16 protein-coding genes and 1 riboswitch are annotated in these 16,902 nt (G+C 69.7%); of the genes, 12 read left to right on the top strand and 4 right to left on the bottom strand.

Translation table 11 applies throughout. The features are described from left to right. Position 1 precedes the first annotated feature (1 nt). Positions 2-1,597, bottom strand: a complete 1,596-nt coding sequence (locus LMU33_RS28285) for a Na+/H+ antiporter (RefSeq protein ID WP_228623441.1) — start codon at positions 1,595-1,597, stop codon at positions 2-4. Positions 1,598-1,658: 61 nt separating this feature from the next. Here LMU33_RS28285 and LMU33_RS28280 point away from each other — a divergent pair, with 61 nt between their 5' ends. From LMU33_RS28280 to LMU33_RS28270, 3 genes are all read left to right on the top strand, one after another. Continuing rightward, entirely contained in the window at positions 1,659-1,919 is a 261-nt protein-coding gene (locus tag LMU33_RS28280) for a UBP-type zinc finger domain-containing protein (protein ID WP_228623440.1), read from the top strand. A gap of 354 nt (positions 1,920-2,273) precedes the next feature. Further along, on the top strand, positions 2,274-2,690 hold the full coding sequence (locus LMU33_RS28275; protein WP_009190566.1) for an ATP-binding protein: 417 nt from the start codon (positions 2,274-2,276) through the stop codon (positions 2,688-2,690). Between the two features lie 17 nt (positions 2,691-2,707). Next, entirely contained in the window at positions 2,708-3,817 is a 1,110-nt protein-coding gene (locus tag LMU33_RS28270; RefSeq protein ID WP_228623439.1) for an RNA polymerase sigma factor SigF, read from the top strand. Positions 3,818-3,822: 5 nt separating this feature from the next. On the opposite strand, the gene LMU33_RS28265 is transcribed toward LMU33_RS28270, so the two are convergent. After that, complete coding sequence (locus tag LMU33_RS28265) at positions 3,823-4,278, bottom strand: hypothetical protein (protein ID WP_228623438.1); 456 nt, start codon at positions 4,276-4,278, stop codon at positions 3,823-3,825. A 171-nt stretch (positions 4,279-4,449) separates the two neighbouring features. Between LMU33_RS28265 and LMU33_RS28260 the strand changes: the two genes are divergently transcribed. Further along, positions 4,450-5,418 carry a diacylglycerol/lipid kinase family protein gene (locus LMU33_RS28260; RefSeq protein WP_228623437.1) on the top strand — a complete coding sequence of 323 codons (969 nt, stop codon included), beginning with the start codon at positions 4,450-4,452 and terminating at the stop codon, positions 5,416-5,418. A gap of 331 nt (positions 5,419-5,749) precedes the next feature. Further along, positions 5,750-6,007, top strand: a complete 258-nt coding sequence (locus LMU33_RS28255) for a WhiB family transcriptional regulator (RefSeq protein ID WP_003992873.1) — start codon at positions 5,750-5,752, stop codon at positions 6,005-6,007. Between the two features lie 213 nt (positions 6,008-6,220). Here the strand turns inward: LMU33_RS28255 and LMU33_RS28250 are convergent, their stop codons facing one another. Continuing rightward, positions 6,221-7,690 carry a sensor histidine kinase gene (locus LMU33_RS28250; RefSeq protein WP_228623483.1) on the bottom strand — a complete coding sequence of 490 codons (1,470 nt, stop codon included), beginning with the start codon at positions 7,688-7,690 and terminating at the stop codon, positions 6,221-6,223. Positions 7,691-8,121: 431 nt separating this feature from the next. Continuing rightward, complete coding sequence (locus tag LMU33_RS28245) at positions 8,122-8,751, bottom strand: TetR/AcrR family transcriptional regulator (RefSeq protein ID WP_228623436.1); 630 nt, start codon at positions 8,749-8,751, stop codon at positions 8,122-8,124. A gap of 123 nt (positions 8,752-8,874) precedes the next feature. On the opposite strand from LMU33_RS28245, the gene nagB reads away from it, so the two are divergent. The 7 genes from nagB (at position 8,875) to LMU33_RS28210 (ending at position 16,898) form a co-directional block, all read left to right on the top strand. After that, positions 8,875-9,660 carry a glucosamine-6-phosphate deaminase gene (gene nagB / locus LMU33_RS28240; protein WP_228623435.1) on the top strand — a complete coding sequence of 262 codons (786 nt, stop codon included), beginning with the start codon at positions 8,875-8,877 and terminating at the stop codon, positions 9,658-9,660. A gap of 167 nt (positions 9,661-9,827) precedes the next feature. Next, positions 9,828-10,592: a GntR family transcriptional regulator gene (locus LMU33_RS28235; protein ID WP_228623434.1), complete on the top strand. Its 765-nt coding sequence runs from the start codon at positions 9,828-9,830 to the stop codon at positions 10,590-10,592. Between the two features lie 131 nt (positions 10,593-10,723). Then, positions 10,724-11,014 carry a DUF3311 domain-containing protein gene (locus LMU33_RS28230; RefSeq protein WP_228623433.1) on the top strand — a complete coding sequence of 97 codons (291 nt, stop codon included), beginning with the start codon at positions 10,724-10,726 and terminating at the stop codon, positions 11,012-11,014. Beyond that, positions 11,011-12,639: a monocarboxylate uptake permease MctP gene (gene mctP, locus LMU33_RS28225; RefSeq protein WP_228623432.1), complete on the top strand. Its 1,629-nt coding sequence runs from the start codon at positions 11,011-11,013 to the stop codon at positions 12,637-12,639. The genes LMU33_RS28230 and mctP overlap by 4 nt, the downstream gene beginning before the upstream one ends. A gap of 75 nt (positions 12,640-12,714) precedes the next feature. Beyond that, on the top strand, positions 12,715-13,221 hold the full coding sequence (locus LMU33_RS28220; RefSeq protein WP_228623431.1) for a GNAT family N-acetyltransferase: 507 nt from the start codon (positions 12,715-12,717) through the stop codon (positions 13,219-13,221). 52 nt (positions 13,222-13,273) lie between these two features. Beyond that, positions 13,274-13,398, top strand: a riboswitch (cobalamin riboswitch). Positions 13,399-13,524: 126 nt separating this feature from the next. Continuing rightward, complete coding sequence (locus LMU33_RS28215; protein ID WP_228623430.1) at positions 13,525-15,888, top strand: ribonucleoside-diphosphate reductase subunit alpha; 2,364 nt, start codon at positions 13,525-13,527, stop codon at positions 15,886-15,888. Further along, positions 15,888-16,898, top strand: a complete 1,011-nt coding sequence (locus LMU33_RS28210; protein ID WP_228623429.1) for a ribonucleotide-diphosphate reductase subunit beta — start codon at positions 15,888-15,890, stop codon at positions 16,896-16,898. The genes LMU33_RS28215 and LMU33_RS28210 overlap by 1 nt, the downstream gene beginning before the upstream one ends. Positions 16,899-16,902 lie beyond the last annotated feature (4 nt).

Below are 16,902 nucleotides of genomic sequence, written 5' to 3'. Positions count from 1 at the left end.
GCTAGCTCGCCTCCCGGTAGGCCGCCGCCTCCTCCAGGTCCAGGCGTCTGAGCAGCGCGCGCAGCATCTCGTCGTCGATGTAGCGGTGGTCGCGGAGCCTGACGAAGACCTCGCGTTCGGCGCTGATCATCTCGCGGGAGAGACGCCGGTAGGTGTCGTCCACCGATTCGCCGGTGACGGGGTTGGTCTGGCCGAGGCGTTCCCACACGGCGTTGCGGCGGCGTTCCAGGACCGTGCGCAGGCGGTCGGCGAGCGGTGGCGGCAGGGCGTTGCGGTCGTCGGCGAGGAGGTCGTCGAGGCGGCTCTCGGCGGCGCGGGAGGCCTGTGCCTGGGCGTTGGCCTCGGCGAGGGTCTCGGCCTGCGGGTCGCGGCCGGGGAACCTCATCAGGCGGATCAGCGGCGCGAGGGTCAGGCCCTGCACCACGAGGGTGCCGATGACCGTGCTGAAGGTCAGGAAGAGGATCAGGTTCCGCTGCGGGAAGGGGGTGCCGCCGTGCACCGTGAGCGGGATCGAGAAGGCGATGGCCAGGGAGACCACACCGCGCATGGCGGCCCACGACGTGACGATCGGCGCCCGCCAGGTCGGGTTGTCCTCGCGTTCGCGGATGCGCCGGAAGAGCAGGCGGGGCACGAAGGCGGCCGGGTACACCCAGACGAAGCGGGCCGCGACGACCACGAGGAAGACCGCGATCGCGTACCAGGCCGCGTCGGCCCCGTGGTACGCGGCCAGCCCCTTGAGGACGGTGGGCAGCTGCAGGCCGATCAGCGCGAAGACCGCCGATTCCAGCACGAAGGCGACCATCCGCCAGACCGCGTCCTCCTGGAGCCGGGTGGCGAAGTCGACCTCCCACGCGTGGTGCCCGAGATAGACCGCGACCACGACGACCGCGAGGACGCCGGAGCCGTGGAACTGCTCGGCGACGCCGTAGGCGACGAACGGGATCAGCAGGGAGAGGGTGTTCTGGAGAAGGGCCTCCTTCAGGTGCGTGCGCAGCCAGTGGATCGGCACCATGAGCACCAGTCCGACGACGACCCCGCCGATGGCGGCCCGCAGGAACTCCCCGAACCCGCCCGCCCAGGTCGCGCCCGCGCCGACGGCCGCGCCGAGGGCCACCTTGTAGGCGGTGATCGCGGTGGCGTCGTTGAGCAGGGACTCGCCCTGGAGGATGGTGGTGATCCTGGAGGGCAGGCCGACCCGGCGCGCGATCGCCGCGGCCGCGACCGCGTCCGTCGGCGCGACCACCGCGCCCAGCACCAGCGCGGCGGGCAGCGGCAGCCCCGGTACGACGAGATAGGCGGCCCAGCCGACGGCGAAGGTCGCGAAGAGCACGTATCCGATCGACAGCAGCCCCACGGGCCGCATCTGGGCGCGCAGATCGAGGTACGAGCTCTCGGTGCCCTCCTTGTACAGCAGCGGGGGCAGCACCAGGGGCAGGACGATCTCCGGGTCCAGGGTGTAGTGCGGGATGCCCGGGACGTACGAGACCGCGAGGCCCACGGCGACCAGCAGCAGCGGCGCCGGCACCGGAGTGCGCCGCGCGGCCCCCGCGATCGCCGCGCTGCCCGCCACCAGCAACAGCAGCGGCATCACATCCATGATCCTCGCCCACCCTCGTTTTCCGCGCGGCCACCCGCACGACCGTCGTAATCTGGCAATCATGAAACAGTGCACGCACGCCGACGCGCTGCCGCTCCCGGAACCGGAGCCCCTCGGTCCGACCTGCCCCGAGTGCCTGCGCGACGGCACGCACCCGGTGCAGCTGCGGCTGTGCCTCACCTGCGGCCATGTCGGCTGCTGCGACTCCTCGCCCGGCAGGCACGCGACGCAGCACCACGAGATGTCCGGTCACCCGGTGATGCGGACCTTCGAGCCCGGCGAGGACTGGCGGTGGTGCTTCGTGGACCACGTACTCGTCTGACCCCGTTCCGGCCCTGCTCCGACCCTGTTCCGACCTTCTACCGAGCGACTTTCCGGGTGATCGCATTCCCGCCCGAGCGCGTTCTCGTGTGACACTGCATGCGGCGGTGACCGCACGACGGTTCGAGCGTCGGGCGTCTGGGTACGTCAACCCGGCGCGCGCTCTTCCCATTTGGGCCCGCAAACCCTCTAGACACGGAGCGTATGCACAGCTTTACTGTGAGTGACGCCAGGGGGGTTGGGGTCCCGGGACAGGAACGTTCGGAGCGCGATAGCGTCACCGCGGAACCGCGTCCGCGTTACCCCGGGGGGCGACCCTCGGCCCCGTAAAGCTTGTACCACCATGGAGGTGAGGGTGTCCCAGATCGCAGGCGAGCCCGCGGCGAACCAGGACTTCGTGGAAGTCCGGCTGCCGGCCGCGGGTGCCTACCTGTCGGTGCTGCGGACGGCCACGGCCGGACTCGCGGCCCGCTTGGACTTCACCCTGGACGAGATCGAGGACCTGCGCATCGCCGTGGACGAGGCCTGCGCGATCCTGCTCCAGCAGGCCGTGCCCGGCTCGGTGCTCAGCTGTGTCTTCCGACTCGTCGACGACTCGCTGGAGGTCACGGTCTCCGCGCCGACCACGGACGGCCACGCCCCCTCGCGGGACACCTTCGCCTGGACCGTGCTCTCGGCCCTCGCGGGCAAGGTCTCGTCCGCCGTGGACGAGGACAAGACCGTGTCGATCAGCCTCTACAAACAGCGCGGCGCGGGCCCCGGCCCGGCGTGAGGAACGGGGACGGTCCGGTGCGGGACGAAGAGCGCGGCACACGGGAGCTGCCGGCCGGGGACGGGGGTGCCCCCTGGCCGAGCACGGGCGACCTCTCCGGGGAGGCTCCCCAGGACGGTTCCCGGCGCATGGCGGACGGCATCGACGGCATCCCCGAGCAGGCCAGACCGCACCCGCAGGACGACTCCGCGCGGGCCGGTGGCGAGGCGCCTGCGCAGGGCGCGCCCACGGCGGGGCGCCGTGCGGGGGCCAGGGCTCGGGGAAGGGCTACGGGCGGGACGATGAGCGAGCACGAGCGGTACGCCGAGGACGACGCGCCGGGCGCGCAGCCCGTGCAGGCTGTACAGGCCGTGCAGCCCGTACAGCACGACCCGGCTGACCGCAGCGGGGCACGGGCGATGTTCGTGGAGCTGCGCACGCTGAAGGAGGGCAGCCCGGAGTACGCGGAGCTGCGCAATCGGCTGGTCCGTATGCATCTGCCGCTCGTGGAGCACCTGGCGCGCCGGTTCCGCAACCGCGGCGAGCCGCTGGACGATCTCACCCAGGTGGCCACGATCGGGCTGATCAAGTCCGTCGACCGGTTCGACCCGGAGCGCGGCGTGGAGTTCTCCACGTACGCCACGCCGACCGTGGTCGGCGAGATCAAGCGGCACTTCCGTGACAAGGGCTGGGCGGTCCGCGTGCCGCGCCGGCTGCAGGAGCTGCGGCTCGCGCTGACCACGGCGACGGCCGAGCTGTCCCAGCTGCACGGCCGCTCCCCGACGGTCCACGAGCTGGCCGAGAAGCTCGCGATCTCCGAGGAGGAGGTCCTGGAGGGCCTGGAGTCCGCCAACGCGTACTCCACGCTGTCCCTGGACGTCCCCGACACCGACGACGAGTCCCCGGCGGTCGCCGACACCCTCGGCGCGGAGGACGAGGCGCTGGAAGGCGTGGAGTACCGGGAGTCCCTCAAGCCGCTGCTGGAGGATCTGCCCCCGCGGGAGAAGCGGATCCTGCTACTGCGCTTCTTCGGCAACATGACCCAGTCGCAGATCGCCCAGGAGGTCGGCATCTCCCAGATGCACGTCTCCCGGCTGCTGGCCCGCACGCTGGCCCAGCTGCGGGAGAAGCTCCTCGTGGAGGAGTGAGCGCCTTACTCGGCGCGGCCCGGTCCCTTGATGCCGAGGGCCCGGGTCGTCTCGCCGTTGACGAGGAGGATCAGCGCCGCCACGGCCACCACCGCAAGGGCGATGCCGGCCGGGATGGCCATGCTGTCGGCCTTGAGCAGGTTGTAGGCGATCGGCAGCGCCATGATCTGGGTGATCACCGCGGGGCCGCGGCTCCAGCTGCGCCGCAGCAGCAGTCCGCGCGCGGCGAGCAGCGGCAGCAGCGCGAGCACGGCGAGGGTGACACCGAGGGTCACGGCCTGCTGCCGGTCGTCCGGGGAGCCGGTGAGCCCGAGGACGAGCACCCACAGCCCGCCGGCCCCGAGGGCGACGCCCTCCAGCCCGGCCAGCACGGCGGCGTAGGTCAGCCGGCGGGGACGGCCCGCTGCGCCGGCTTCGGCGGTGTCGGCGTGGTCGGGGGCGGGGTTCTGCTCACTGCTCACACCAGAAGAGTAGCCGTCGGCCCGGTGCGGGCAGGGGCCGGTGCGCTTCCCCCCGCCGGCCGGGTTCCGACGGCCGGCAGGGTTCCGAGTGTCCAGGTTCACGCCCCCACCTCTTACCCGATCCCTACCTCGATATGGGCCCGGTACCCCCCAGTAGGTACGCTGCAGTCCATGCGTGCACTTCTCGTGGTCAATCCGGCGGCAACCACCACAAGCGCACGCAGGCGTGACGTGCTGATCCACGCGCTGGCGAGCGAGATGAAGCTGGAGGCGGTCACCACCGAGTACCGCGGGCACGCGCGCGACCTCGGCCGGCAGGCGGCGGACAGTGACGACATCGATCTCGTGGTGACCCTCGGCGGCGACGGCACGGTCAACGAGGTCGTCAACGGCCTGCTGCACGCCGGCCCGGACCCGGAGCGCCTGCCCGGCCTCGCCGTCGTACCCGGTGGCTCCACGAACGTCTTCGCCCGCGCCCTGGGCCTGCCCAACGACCCGGTCGAGGCCACCGGCGCCCTGCTGGACGCGTTGCGGGAGAGCCGGGAACGGCTCGTCGGGCTCGGGCTGACCTCGGGCACGCCCGGCACCGAGGACGAGGCGGTCCCGGACCGCTGGTTCACCTTCAACGCGGGACTGGGATTCGACGCGGGTGTCGTCGGCCGGGTGGAGCAGCAGCGCGAGCGTGGGAAGAAGTCGACGCACGCGTTGTACGTACGGCAGGTGATCCGGCAGTTCCTCGGTGAGCAGAACCGGCGGCACGGGTCGATCACGCTGGAGCAACCCGGCGAGGACCCGATCGCCGATCTTGTGGTCGCCATAATCTCGAACACGTCCCCTTGGACGTATCTCGGCAATCGCCCCATGTACACATCACCTAAGGCCTCGTTCGATACCGGCATCGACGTACTCGGTCTCAGCCGCTTGTCGACGGCCGCGGTTGCCCGGTATGGCACCCAGTTGCTCACTTCGTCCCCCGAGCGCGGACCCCATGGTCGACATGTCGTCTCGCTGCATGATCTGGATCAGTTCACCTTGCATTCGAAGGTGCCTCTGCCCCTGCAGATGGACGGTGACCACCTGGGACTGCGTACGAGCGTGACGTTCACAGGCGTACGCCGTGCACTGCGTGTGATTGTGTGAGCGGAACGGGCGAAAGTCCTTTCACTCGAACGTTTAGGCCAGGATCCACCCCATGGAAGTACGGCTGTGACCTAGTCGACACCGAGGAATCAAAAAAAACTTTCCGGAAGGGGTTGTATCCGTCGCCGAGGTTTGCGAGTCTCTACGTGGCGATCGGGACGGCCCGCAACACCGGCCTCCACTGATCACCGGAACCCCTCTTCAAACCAAGGACCACGCCGGGGAAGACTCGGCGGTCGGCCCTTCACTTGTTGAGGGATTCGTGAAAGCGTTCACATTCACAAGCAACCTGTACGTAATACGTTCAGAGAACCTAGGAGAGGTAGCAGCCATGGACTGGCGTCACAACGCCGTTTGCCGCGAGGAAGACCCCGAGCTCTTCTTCCCCATCGGCAACACCGGTCCTGCGCTGCTGCAGATCGAGGAAGCCAAGGCCGTCTGCCGTCGCTGCCCGGTGATCGAGCAGTGTCTGCAGTGGGCGCTCGAGTCCGGTCAGGACTCCGGCGTCTGGGGTGGTCTCAGCGAGGACGAGCGCCGCGCCATGAAGCGCCGCGCCGCCCGCAACCGGGCCCGTCAGGCCTCCGCCTGACATACCCACCCTGCTGACAGCCTGAGCTTGGCGGCGCGTGCAGCACGCACGCATCTCCCGCCCCCGAGCCGCAGCGCGCAGTATCCCCCGATGCGCTTAGCGATATAAGCAGAGCAGCAACGAGCACAGGCCTCGGACCGACGGCGGTCCGAGGCTTTTTGCTGTCCGCGACCGGCCGCCGCTGCAACCGGCCGCCGCTGTACGGCGATTGGGCTACTGCTTCTGCGCCCGCACCGGAATGTCGAGGATCACCCTGGTCCCCTGTCCCGGCGCCGGGACCATGTCGAAGGAGCCTCCCAACTCCCCTTCCACCAGAGTCCGTACGATCTGCAGTCCCAGGTTGCCCGAGCGGTGCGGGTCGAAGCCCTCGGGCAGGCCGACGCCGTCGTCCTGGACCGTGACGAGGAGCCGGGCCTCCTTCGTCGTACCGCCGCGGACCGCCGAGACCTCGACCGTGCCGGTGTCGCCCTCGCGGAAGCCGTGCTCCAGGGCGTTCTGCAGGATCTCGGTGAGGACCATCGACAGCGGGGTGGCCACCTCGGCGTCGAGGATCCCGAAGCGCCCGCTGCGCCGGCCGGTCACCTTACCCGGCGAGATCTCGGCGACCATCGCCAGCACGCGGTCGGCGATGTCGTCGAACTCCACGCGCTCGTCCAGGTTCTGAGACAGCGTCTCATGCACGATCGCGATCGAGCCGACCCGGCGGACGGCCTCCTCCAGGGCCTCCCGGCCGCGCTCGGACTCGATGCGCCGCGCCTGCAGTCGCAGCAGCGCGGCGACGGTCTGGAGGTTGTTCTTCACCCGGTGGTGGATCTCCCGGATGGTCGCGTCCTTGGTGATCAACTCCCGCTCGCGGCGCCGCAGTTCGGTGACGTCCCGGCACAGCACCAGCGAACCGATCCGGGTGCCCTTGGGCTTGAGCGGGATCGCCCGGAACTGGATGACGCCGTCGTTGGCCTCGATCTCGAACTCGCGCGGCGCCCAGCCGCTGGCCAGCTTGACGAGCGCCTCGTCGACCGGTCCCCGGGTCGGGGCCAGTTCGGCGGTGGTCTGCCCGAGGTGCTGACCGACCAGGTCGGCGGCGAGGCCGAGGCGGTGGTAGGCGGACAGGGCGTTCGGGGAGGCGTACTGGACGAGGCCGTCGATGTCCAGCCGGATCAGGCCGTCGCCGACGCGCGGCGAGGCGTCCATGTCGACCTGCTGGTTCGGGAAGGGAAAGGAACCTGCCGCGATCATCTGCGCGAGGTCGGAGGCGCTCTGCAGATAGGTGAGCTCCAGACGGCTCGGGGTGCGGACCGTGAGCAGGTTGGTGTTGCGGGCGATCACGCCGAGCACGCGGCCCTCGCGCCGTACGGGGATGGACTCGACCCGTACGGGGACCTCTTCGCGCCACTCCGGGTCGCCCTCGCGCACGATCCGGCCCTCGTCCAGCGCCGCGTCCAGCATGGGCCGCCGGCCGCGCGGGACCAGGTGGCCGACCATGTCGTCCTGGTAGGAGGTGGGGCCGGTGTTCGGCCGCATCTGGGCGACCGAGACGTACCGGGTGCCGTCCCGGGTGGGGACCCACAGGACCAGGTCGGCGAAGGAGAGGTCGGAGAGCAGCTGCCACTCCGAGACCAGCAGATGGAGCCACTCGAGATCGGAGTCGTCGAGGGCGGTGTGCTGGCGGACCAGTTCGTTCATGGAGGGCACGTTGTGAGCGTACCCGCGGGTCTCGGATGGCCGAAAACGCCCGTGCCCGGCCCCGGAGAACACCCGCGGGCCGCGGCGCCTGGAAGGGACCCTCAACCCTCCCGGCACCGCAGCCCGGAGCATCATCGGCCGTGGGGTGTGCGGTCCCGGTCGGCCGAAGGTCGAGGAGCCGGGGCAGTCAGGGCAGAGAGCTCCGGTCCCTCGATCCGCCTTCCTGTGCGGGGAAGACGGAGGCTTGTTCACTTGGAAGTCCACGGTCTGGATGTCCAGTGCGATTGTGGACTAGACCACAACGATGTGTCCATAACGATGTGTCCATGGTCTTGCCGGCCCGCACGAAGACCGGTGCACAAAGATTGGTGCAACGACACCGGCGCACAAGACCAATGGCACCCGATGCCACGAAGCCTAGCCCGCCCGGGTCACCCTTGGGGCCAGATGGACATGGCAATTTCCACGAGTGCTTCCAGTTCTTCCCGGCTCGCCCCGTCGCGGGCCTGCTGGGACATGCCCTGGATCATGGCGCCGGTGTGCCGGGCGAGGGCGGCGGCGTCGGTGCCGGACGGCAGCCGGCCCGCCGTGACGTCCGCCCGGATCCGGGACTCGAAGGCGGCGATGTCCGCGGTGCGCCGCTCGCGCAGCAGCCGTTCCACCTCGGGGCTGGTGCAGTTGGTGGCGGCGTGCACGACCAGGCAGCCGTACGGGTGCGCGGGGTCGGTGTACCCGGCGGCGGCCTCGCGCAGCATGCGCGTGACGGCGGCGCGGGCGGTGGGCTCCTCTGCGAGGGCCCGCTCGCCGAAGGCGCCGTAGGTGTCGGTGTAGAGCCGCACGACCTCCTCGAACAGGGTCCGCTTGTCACCGAAGGCCGCGTACAGGCTCGGGGCGCCGATGCCCATGATCCTGGTGAGGTCGGCGACCGAGGTGGCCTCGTAGCCGTGCTTCCAGAAAGCCATGAGCGCCTTCTCCAGCGCGGTGGCACGATCGAAGGAGCGCGGGCGGCCGCGCGATCTGGAGGCCCCGGCCCGCGTTCCCGTGTCCTGACCGCTCACCATGGAGGGCATTTTATAGCGGCCCTTAGAAAAATACAGGGGCTCACTTCGGGAGACCCGGTTCTGTTAGATTGGTCTAAACCACACAGAGTCGTCCAGAGCCCACTTCAGAACGGCAGGCCCAGCGTGGAAGTTGTCATCGTTCCGGACGCCGCGGCGGGCGGCGAGCTGGTCGCCGAGGCCATGGCACAGCTGCTGCGACGCAAGCCCGACGCCCTGCTCGGCGTGGCCACCGGCTCCACCCCGCTGCCCGTCTACCAGGCGCTGACCGCGAAGTGGCGCTCCGGCGCCGTGGACACCTCGCGGGCGCGCATCGCCCAGCTCGACGAGTACGTGGGGCTGCCCGCCGACCACCCCGAGTCCTACCGCTCGGTACTGCGCCGGGAGGTCCTGGAGCCGCTCGGGATCGGCATGGACAAGTTCCTCGGTCCCGACGGCACCGCCGAGGACGTCCAGGCGGCCTGCGAGGCGTACGACCGCGCGCTCGCCGCGGCCGGCGGTGTGGACCTGCAGCTGCTGGGCATCGGCACCGACGGGCACATCGGGTTCAACGAGCCGTGCTCGTCCCTCGCCTCGCGCACCCGGATCAAGACGCTGACCGAGCAGACCCGCGTCGACAACGCGCGCTTCTTCGACGGCGACATCGACCAGGTGCCGCACCACGTCATCACCCAGGGCATCGGCACCATCCTGGAGGCCCGGCACCTGGTGCTGCTGGCGACCGGCGAGGGCAAGGCGGACGCGGTCGCCGCGACCGTCGAGGGCCCGGTCGCGGCCGTCTGCCCGGCCTCCGCGCTGCAGCTGCACCCGCACGCCACGGTGGTCGTCGACGAGGCGGCCGCGTCCAAGCTGAAGCTGGCCGACTACTTCCGGCACACGTTCGCGGGCAAGCCGGAGTGGCAGGGGATCTAGGCCGGGACGCCGGGGCTGATGGACTAGACCAACCTCGGTTGCAACGGTATATAGAGGAGATCACGGAGCGTGCGGGTGGAGTCCTGACAGAAGAACCCGTGCCACGATGTGAGCCGTGGCCGATGTCAGTCGGTCGCTTTCGGCACCGGGAGCCGGGAAGGCAGAGCATGACCACCGACGTCAGCAGTGCGGAGAACGAGGCCGGTACGACCGTCCGTACGGCGCGCGTGCCCAAGTACTACCGCCTGAAGAAGCACCTGCTCGACATGACGGAGACCCAGGCGCCGGGCACGCCGGTCCCGCCCGAGCGCACGCTGGCGGCCGAGTTCGACACCTCCCGCACCACCGTCCGCCAGGCCCTGCAGGAACTGGTGGTCGAAGGCCGCCTGGAGCGCATCCAGGGCAAGGGCACCTTCGTCGCCAAGCCCAAGGTCTCCCAGGCGCTCCAGCTCACCTCCTACACCGAGGACATGCGCGCCCAGGGCCTGGAGCCGACCTCGCAGCTGCTGGACGTCGGCTACATCACCGCCGACGACCGGCTCGCCGGGCTGCTCGACATCGCCGCCGGCGGACGGGTGCTGCGCATCGAGCGGCTGCGCATGGCCAACGGCGAGCCGATGGCCATCGAGACCACCCACCTGAGCGCCAAGCGCTTCCCGGCCCTGCGCCGCTCCCTGGTGAAGTACACCTCCCTCTACACCGCCCTCGCCGAGGTCTACGACGTCCACCTCGCCGAGGCCGAGGAGACCATCGAGACCTCGCTGGCCACCCCGCGCGAGGCGGGCCTGCTCGGCACCGACGTGGGCCTGCCGATGCTGATGCTCTCCCGCCACTCCCTGGACCGTGAGGGCAAGCCGGTGGAGTGGGTGCGGTCGGTGTACCGGGGCGACCGGTACAAGTTCGTCGCGAGGCTGAAGCGGCCTGTGGAGTAGGCAAGCAGGAGCCGGGACCTTCGCTGAATCGATATACCGAGATACGGACGAGGTCTTCCACTGCCACGACACCGTCACCTAGATTGCCTGCGCATTACACAGGTGATCAGCGAGGGGACGGAGCACGTGGCATGTCCGAAACGCCTGAAGTGAGACCACCGGTGGTGACACCGGTCCGCGTGATCATCGGCCTGTGTCTCGTCGCGCCTTTCGTGGCGATGCTCTGGGTCGGCTCCTTCGCCAAGACGGATCCCGCCTTCGCCGGGATCCCGTTCTTCTACTGGTACCAGATGCTCTGGGTGCTGATCTCCACCGCGCTCACGATGACCGCGTACACGCTGTGGCAGCGCGACCAGCGCGCCCGCGGCGCCCATGCCTCCTCCGCCTCCCCCGCTTCCGAGAAGGGTGGTGAGGTGAAGTGAAGGACGGCGTCAACGGCGTCGCACTCGGCGTCTTCATCTTCTTCTTCCTGGCCGTCACGGTGCTGGGCTTCCTCGCCGCCCGCTGGCGCAGGGCCGAGAACGAGCACTCCCTGGACGAATGGGGCCTGGGCGGACGGTCGTTCGGCACCTGGATCACGTGGTTCCTGCTCGGCGGCGACCTGTACACGGCGTACACCTTCGTCGCCGTACCCGCGGCGATCTACGCGGCGGGCGCGTCCGGCTTCTTCGCGGTGCCGTACACGATCCTGGTCTACCCGCTGATCTTCACGTTCCTGCCGCGCCTGTGGTCGGTCTCGCACCGCCACGGATACGTCACCACCTCGGACTTCGTCCGCGGCCGCTTCGGCTCCAAGGGCCTGTCGCTGGCGGTCGCGCTGACCGGCATCCTGGCGACGATGCCGTACATCGCGCTCCAGCTCGTCGGCATCCAGGCCGTGCTGGACGTCATGGGCGTCGGCGGCGACAGCAGCACCAACTGGTTCGTGCGGGACCTGCCGCTGCTGATCGCCTTCGGCGTGCTGGCGGCCTACACCTACTCCTCCGGCCTGCGCGCCCCCGCCCTGATCGCGTTCGTCAAGGACGCGCTGATCTACATCGTCATCGCGGTGGCGATCATCTACATCCCGATCAAGCTGGGTGGCTTCGACGACGTCTTCGCCAAGGCGGCCCACGCGTTCAGCCAGGTCAACCCGGCGACCGGCAAGCCGCGCGGCGCGCTCGTGCCCCCGGAGGCCGGCCAGTGGACGTACGCCACCCTGGCCCTGGGCTCCGCGCTCGCGCTCTTCATGTACCCGCACTCGATCACCGCGACCCTGTCCTCCAAGAGCCGTGAGGTGATCCGCCGCAACACCACGATCCTGCCGCTGTACTCCCTGATGCTCGGCCTGCTCGCGCTGCTCGGCTTCATGGCGATCGCGGCCGGGGTCAAGGTCACCAACGGCCAGCTGGCGATCCCGCAGCTGTTCGAGAACATGTTCCCGGACTGGTTCGCGGGCGTGGCCTTCGCGGCGATCGGCATCGGCGCGCTGGTCCCGGCGGCGATCATGTCGATCGCGGCGGCGAACCTCTTCACCCGCAACATCTACAGGGACTTCATCAAGCCCGACGCGACGCCGAAGCAGGAGGCCCAGGTCTCCAAGATCGTCTCGCTGCTGGTGAAGGTCGGCGCGCTGGTCTTCGTCCTCACCATGGACAAGACCGTCGCCATCAACTTCCAGCTGCTGGGCGGCATCTGGATCCTGCAGACCTTCCCGGCCCTGGTCGGCGGCCTGTTCACCCACTGGTTCCACCGCTGGGCCCTGCTCGCCGGCTGGGCGGTCGGCATGGCGTACGGCACGGTCGCCGCGTACGGCGTCGCCTCCCCGACCCAGAAGCACTTCGGCGGCTCGGCCAAGGAGATCCCCGGCATCGGCGAGATCGGCTACATCGGCCTCACCGCGTTCGTCCTCAACGTCGTGGTCACCGTGGTCCTCACCTTCGTCCTCAAGGCCGTGAAGGCCCCCGAGGGCACGGACGAGACCAGGCCGGAGGACTACACGGCGGACGCGGGCGACCCGGGGGTGCAGGTGGAACTGCCGCCGGCGACGGCGGGCGCCGGTCACTGAGCGACTGCCGTACGACGGGCCGCCGGAGGAAAATCCGGCGGCCCGTTGTCGTACCCCTCCGGCACACTCGGTGCCATGGACATCGTGATCCGGCAGGCCATCCCCGACGAGTACGACGCCCTGGGCGAGATCACCGCCCAGGCCTACCTCCGAGACGGCCTCCTCGACTTCGGGGAGAGCGACTGGTACCTGGGCGAACTGAGAGACGTGGCCAAGCGGGCGGCCGCGGCGGAGGTCCTCGTGGCCGTGCGGAACGACACCCTCCTCGGCGGAGTCACCTTCGTGCCGTCCCCCGGCCCCATGGCCGACATCGCCCGCCCCGGAGAGGCCGAGATCCGCATGCTGGCGGTCTCCGGAGCCGCTCGCGGCCAGGGTGCCGGCGAGGCCCTCGTCCGGGCCTGCATCGACCGCGCACGGGCCGTGCAGGGCTGCACGGCCGTCGTCCTGTCCACCCAGCGCACCATGCACGCGGCCCACCGCATCTACGAGCGCCTCGGATTCGTCCGCGTCCCGGAACGCGACTGGAACCCGATCCCGGAACTGGACGACATCACTCTGCTCACCTACGAGTTGACGCTCTGACACCGTCACGACACAACATCTGGGGGTGTCACCGCAACCCGGCACTAGATGTATGCTCGTGCTCGCTGTCGCCGCAGGGGAATCCGGTGCGAATCCGGAACTGTCCCGCAACGGTGTACTTGTGCGCGTCTGCGCTCAGGAGTCAGTCCGAGGACCTGCCGACAGCGCACCCGGCCGTCCGGTTCGGGTGGCCTTCAGACGTCCGGGCCTCGTGGGATGGGCCGGTGGACGCGACGCCGTGCGCGCTCGTGGCTGCCCGCTGCCCTCCACAAGGCCCCCGTGCCGAGCGAGGGAGAGCCCCACGTGACCATCGCGCCAGCAGATCCGGCTTCAGCCAGCGGCCTGGAGACCGACGGTCCCGGTACCGCGTTGCTGCGGACCCTGACCGAGCTGACCGCCGACCTTCCCGACGCCGACCCCGGCCGGGTCGCCGCCGCCGCGCTGCGGGGCCGGTCGGCGAGGGCTGACGAGGCGGAGTTGCGCGAGCTGGCCACGGAGGCCGCCGCCGGGCTCATCTCCGAGGATCCCGCCTACTCGCGGCTGGCCGCCCGGCTGCTGACCGTCTCCATCCGCGCCGAGGCCGCCTCGCAGGGCGTGACGTCCTTCACCGAGTCCGTGGCCGTGGGGCACCGCGAGGGGCTCATCGCCGACCGCACCGCCGACTTCGTACGGCTGCACGCCGAGCGGCTCGACGCGCTGATCGACCGCCGGGCCGACGACCGCTTCGGCTACTTCGGCCTGCGCACCCTGCACAGCCGTTACCTGCTCCGGCACCCGATCACCCGCAGGGTCATCGAGACGCCCCAGCACTTCATGCTGCGGGTCGCGAGCGGCCTGGCCGAGGACGACACGACCCGCTCCGTGGACGAAGTGGCCGCGCTCTACGGGCTCATGAGCCGGCTCGACTACCTTCCGTCCTCGCCCACGCTCTTCAACTCCGGCACGCGGCACCCGCAGATGTCGTCCTGCTACCTCCTCGACTCCCCGCTGGACGAGCTGGACTCCATCTACGACCGCTACCACCAGGTGGCCCGGCTCTCCAAGCACGCGGGCGGCATCGGTCTGTCGTACTCCCGGATCCGCAGCCGCGGTTCCCTGATCCGCGGCACCAACGGGCACTCCAACGGCATCGTGCCGTTCCTGAAGACGCTGGACGCCTCGGTGGCCGCCGTGAACCAGGGCGGCCGGCGCAAGGGCGCCGCGGCCGTGTACCTGGAGACCTGGCACTCCGACATCGAGGAGTTCCTGGAGCTGCGGGACAACACCGGTGAGGACGCCCGCCGTACGCACAACCTGAACCTCGCGCACTGGATCCCGGACGAGTTCATGCGCCGGGTCAACGCCGACGCGCAGTGGTCGCTGTTCTCCCCGGCGGACGTGCCGGAGCTGGTGGACCTGTGGGGCGAGGAGTTCGACGCCGCGTACCGCAAGGCCGAGGCGGCGGGCCTGGCGAAGAAGACCATGCCGGCGCGTGATCTGTACGGCCGGATGATGCGCACCCTCGCGCAGACCGGCAACGGCTGGATGACCTTCAAGGACGCGGCGAACCGCACCGCCAACCAGACGGCCCTGCCGGGGCACGTGGTCCACTCCTCCAACCTCTGCACGGAGATCCTGGAGGTCACGGACGACGGGGAGACGGCGGTCTGCAACCTGGGTTCGGTGAACCTCGGTGCCTTCGTGGCCGACGGGGACATCGACTGGCAGCGGCTGGACGACACCGTCCGCACCGCGGTCACCTTCCTCGACCGCGTGGTCGACATCAACTTCTACCCGACCGAGCAGGCGGGACGGTCGAACGCCAAGTGGCGTCCCGTCGGCCTCGGCGCGATGGGTCTGCAGGACGTCTTCTTCAAGCTGCGGCTGCCCTTCGACTCGCCGGAGGCCAAGGCCCTGTCCACGCGGATCGCCGAGCGGATCATGCTCGCCGCGTACGAGGCATCCGCCGACCTGGCCGAGCGCAACGGCCCGCTGCCGGCCTGGGAGAAGACGCGTACGGCCCGGGGCGTGCTGCACCCCGACCACTACGGCGTCGAACCGACCTGGCCGGAGCGCTGGGCGGCCCTGCGCAGCCGTGTCGCCGAGGTCGGCATGCGCAACTCCCTCCTGCTGGCCATTGCGCCCACCGCCACCATCGCCTCCATCGCGGGCGTGTACGAGTGCATCGAGCCGCAGGTGTCGAACCTGTTCAAGCGCGAGACGCTGTCCGGTGAGTTCCTGCAGGTCAACTCCTACCTGGTGCAGGACCTGAAGGAGCTGGGCGTGTGGGACGCCCGCACCCGTGAGGCGCTGCGCGACTCGAACGGCTCGGTGCAGGACTTCGCGTGGATCCCGGCCGACGTACGGGCGCTGTACCGCACGGCCTGGGAGATCCCGCAGCGCGGGCTGATCGACATGGCGGCGGCCCGCACCCCGTACCTGGACCAGGCCCAGTCCCTGAACCTCTTCCTGGAGACGCCGACCATCGGCAAGCTCTCCTCGATGTACGCGTACGCCTGGAAGTCGGGTCTGAAGACGACGTACTACCTGCGCTCCCGCCCGGCGACCCGTATCGCCCGCGCGGCCCAGGCGCAGACCCAGAAGACCATCCCCGTCCAGCAGGTCGCCGACCCCGACGCGGTCGCCTGCTCCCTGGAAAACCCCGAGTCCTGCGAGGCCTGCCAGTAATGCCCAGCAATCAGAACCTTCTCGATCCCGGCTTCGAGCTGACTCTGCGCCCCATGCGGTATCCGGACTTCTACGAGCGCTACCGGGACGCGATCAAGAACACCTGGACCGTGGAGGAGGTCGACCTCCACTCGGACGTCGCCGACCTCGCGAAGCTGACGCCCGAGGAGCAGCACCTCATCGGACGCCTGGTCGCCTTCTTCGCCACCGGTGACTCGATCGTCGCCAACAACCTGGTGCTGACGCTGTACAAGCACATCAACTCCCCCGAGGCGCGGCTCTACCTGAGCCGGCAGCTCTTCGAGGAGGCCGTGCACGTCCAGTTCTACCTGACGCTCCTGGACACCTACCTGCCCGACCCGGACGACCGGGCGGCGGCCTTCGCGGCCGTCGAGAACATCCCGTCCATCCGCGAGAAGGCGCAGTTCTGCTTCAAGTGGATGGACTCGGTGGAGAAGCTCGAGCGGCTGGAGACGAAGGCCGACCGCCGTCGCTTCCTGCTCAACCTGATCTGCTTCGCCGCGTGCATCGAGGGCCTGTTCTTCTACGGTGCCTTCGCGTACGTCTACTGGTTCCGCAGCCGGGGTCTGCTGCACGGTCTGGCCACCGGCACCAACTGGGTGTTCCGGGACGAGACGATGCACATGTCCTTCGCCTTCGACGTGGTCGACACCGTCCGCAAGGAGGAGCCGGACCTGTTCGACGACGAGCTGGGGCAGCAGGTCACCGACATGCTTGAGGAGGCCGTCGAGGCCGAGCTGCAGTTCGCGCGCGACCTGTGCGGTGAGGGCCTTCCGGGCATGAACACCGAGTCGATGCGGCAGTACCTGGAGTGCGTCGCCGACCAGCGCCTGACCCGCCTCGGCTTCGCCCCGGTGTACGGCTCGGAGAACCCGTTCTCCTTCATGGAGCTGCAGGGCGTCCAGGAGCTGACGAACTTCTTCGAGCGCCGTCCGTCGGCGTACCAGGTCGCGGTGGAGGGCACCGTCGACCTGGACGAGGACTTCTGACCGG

This window comes from Streptomyces barringtoniae (assembly GCF_020819595.1).
GTDB lineage: Bacteria > Actinomycetota > Actinomycetes > Streptomycetales > Streptomycetaceae > Streptomyces > Streptomyces barringtoniae.
Note: the sequence above shows the minus strand (reverse complement) of the source record. Positions and strands in the feature narration are given on the sequence as shown.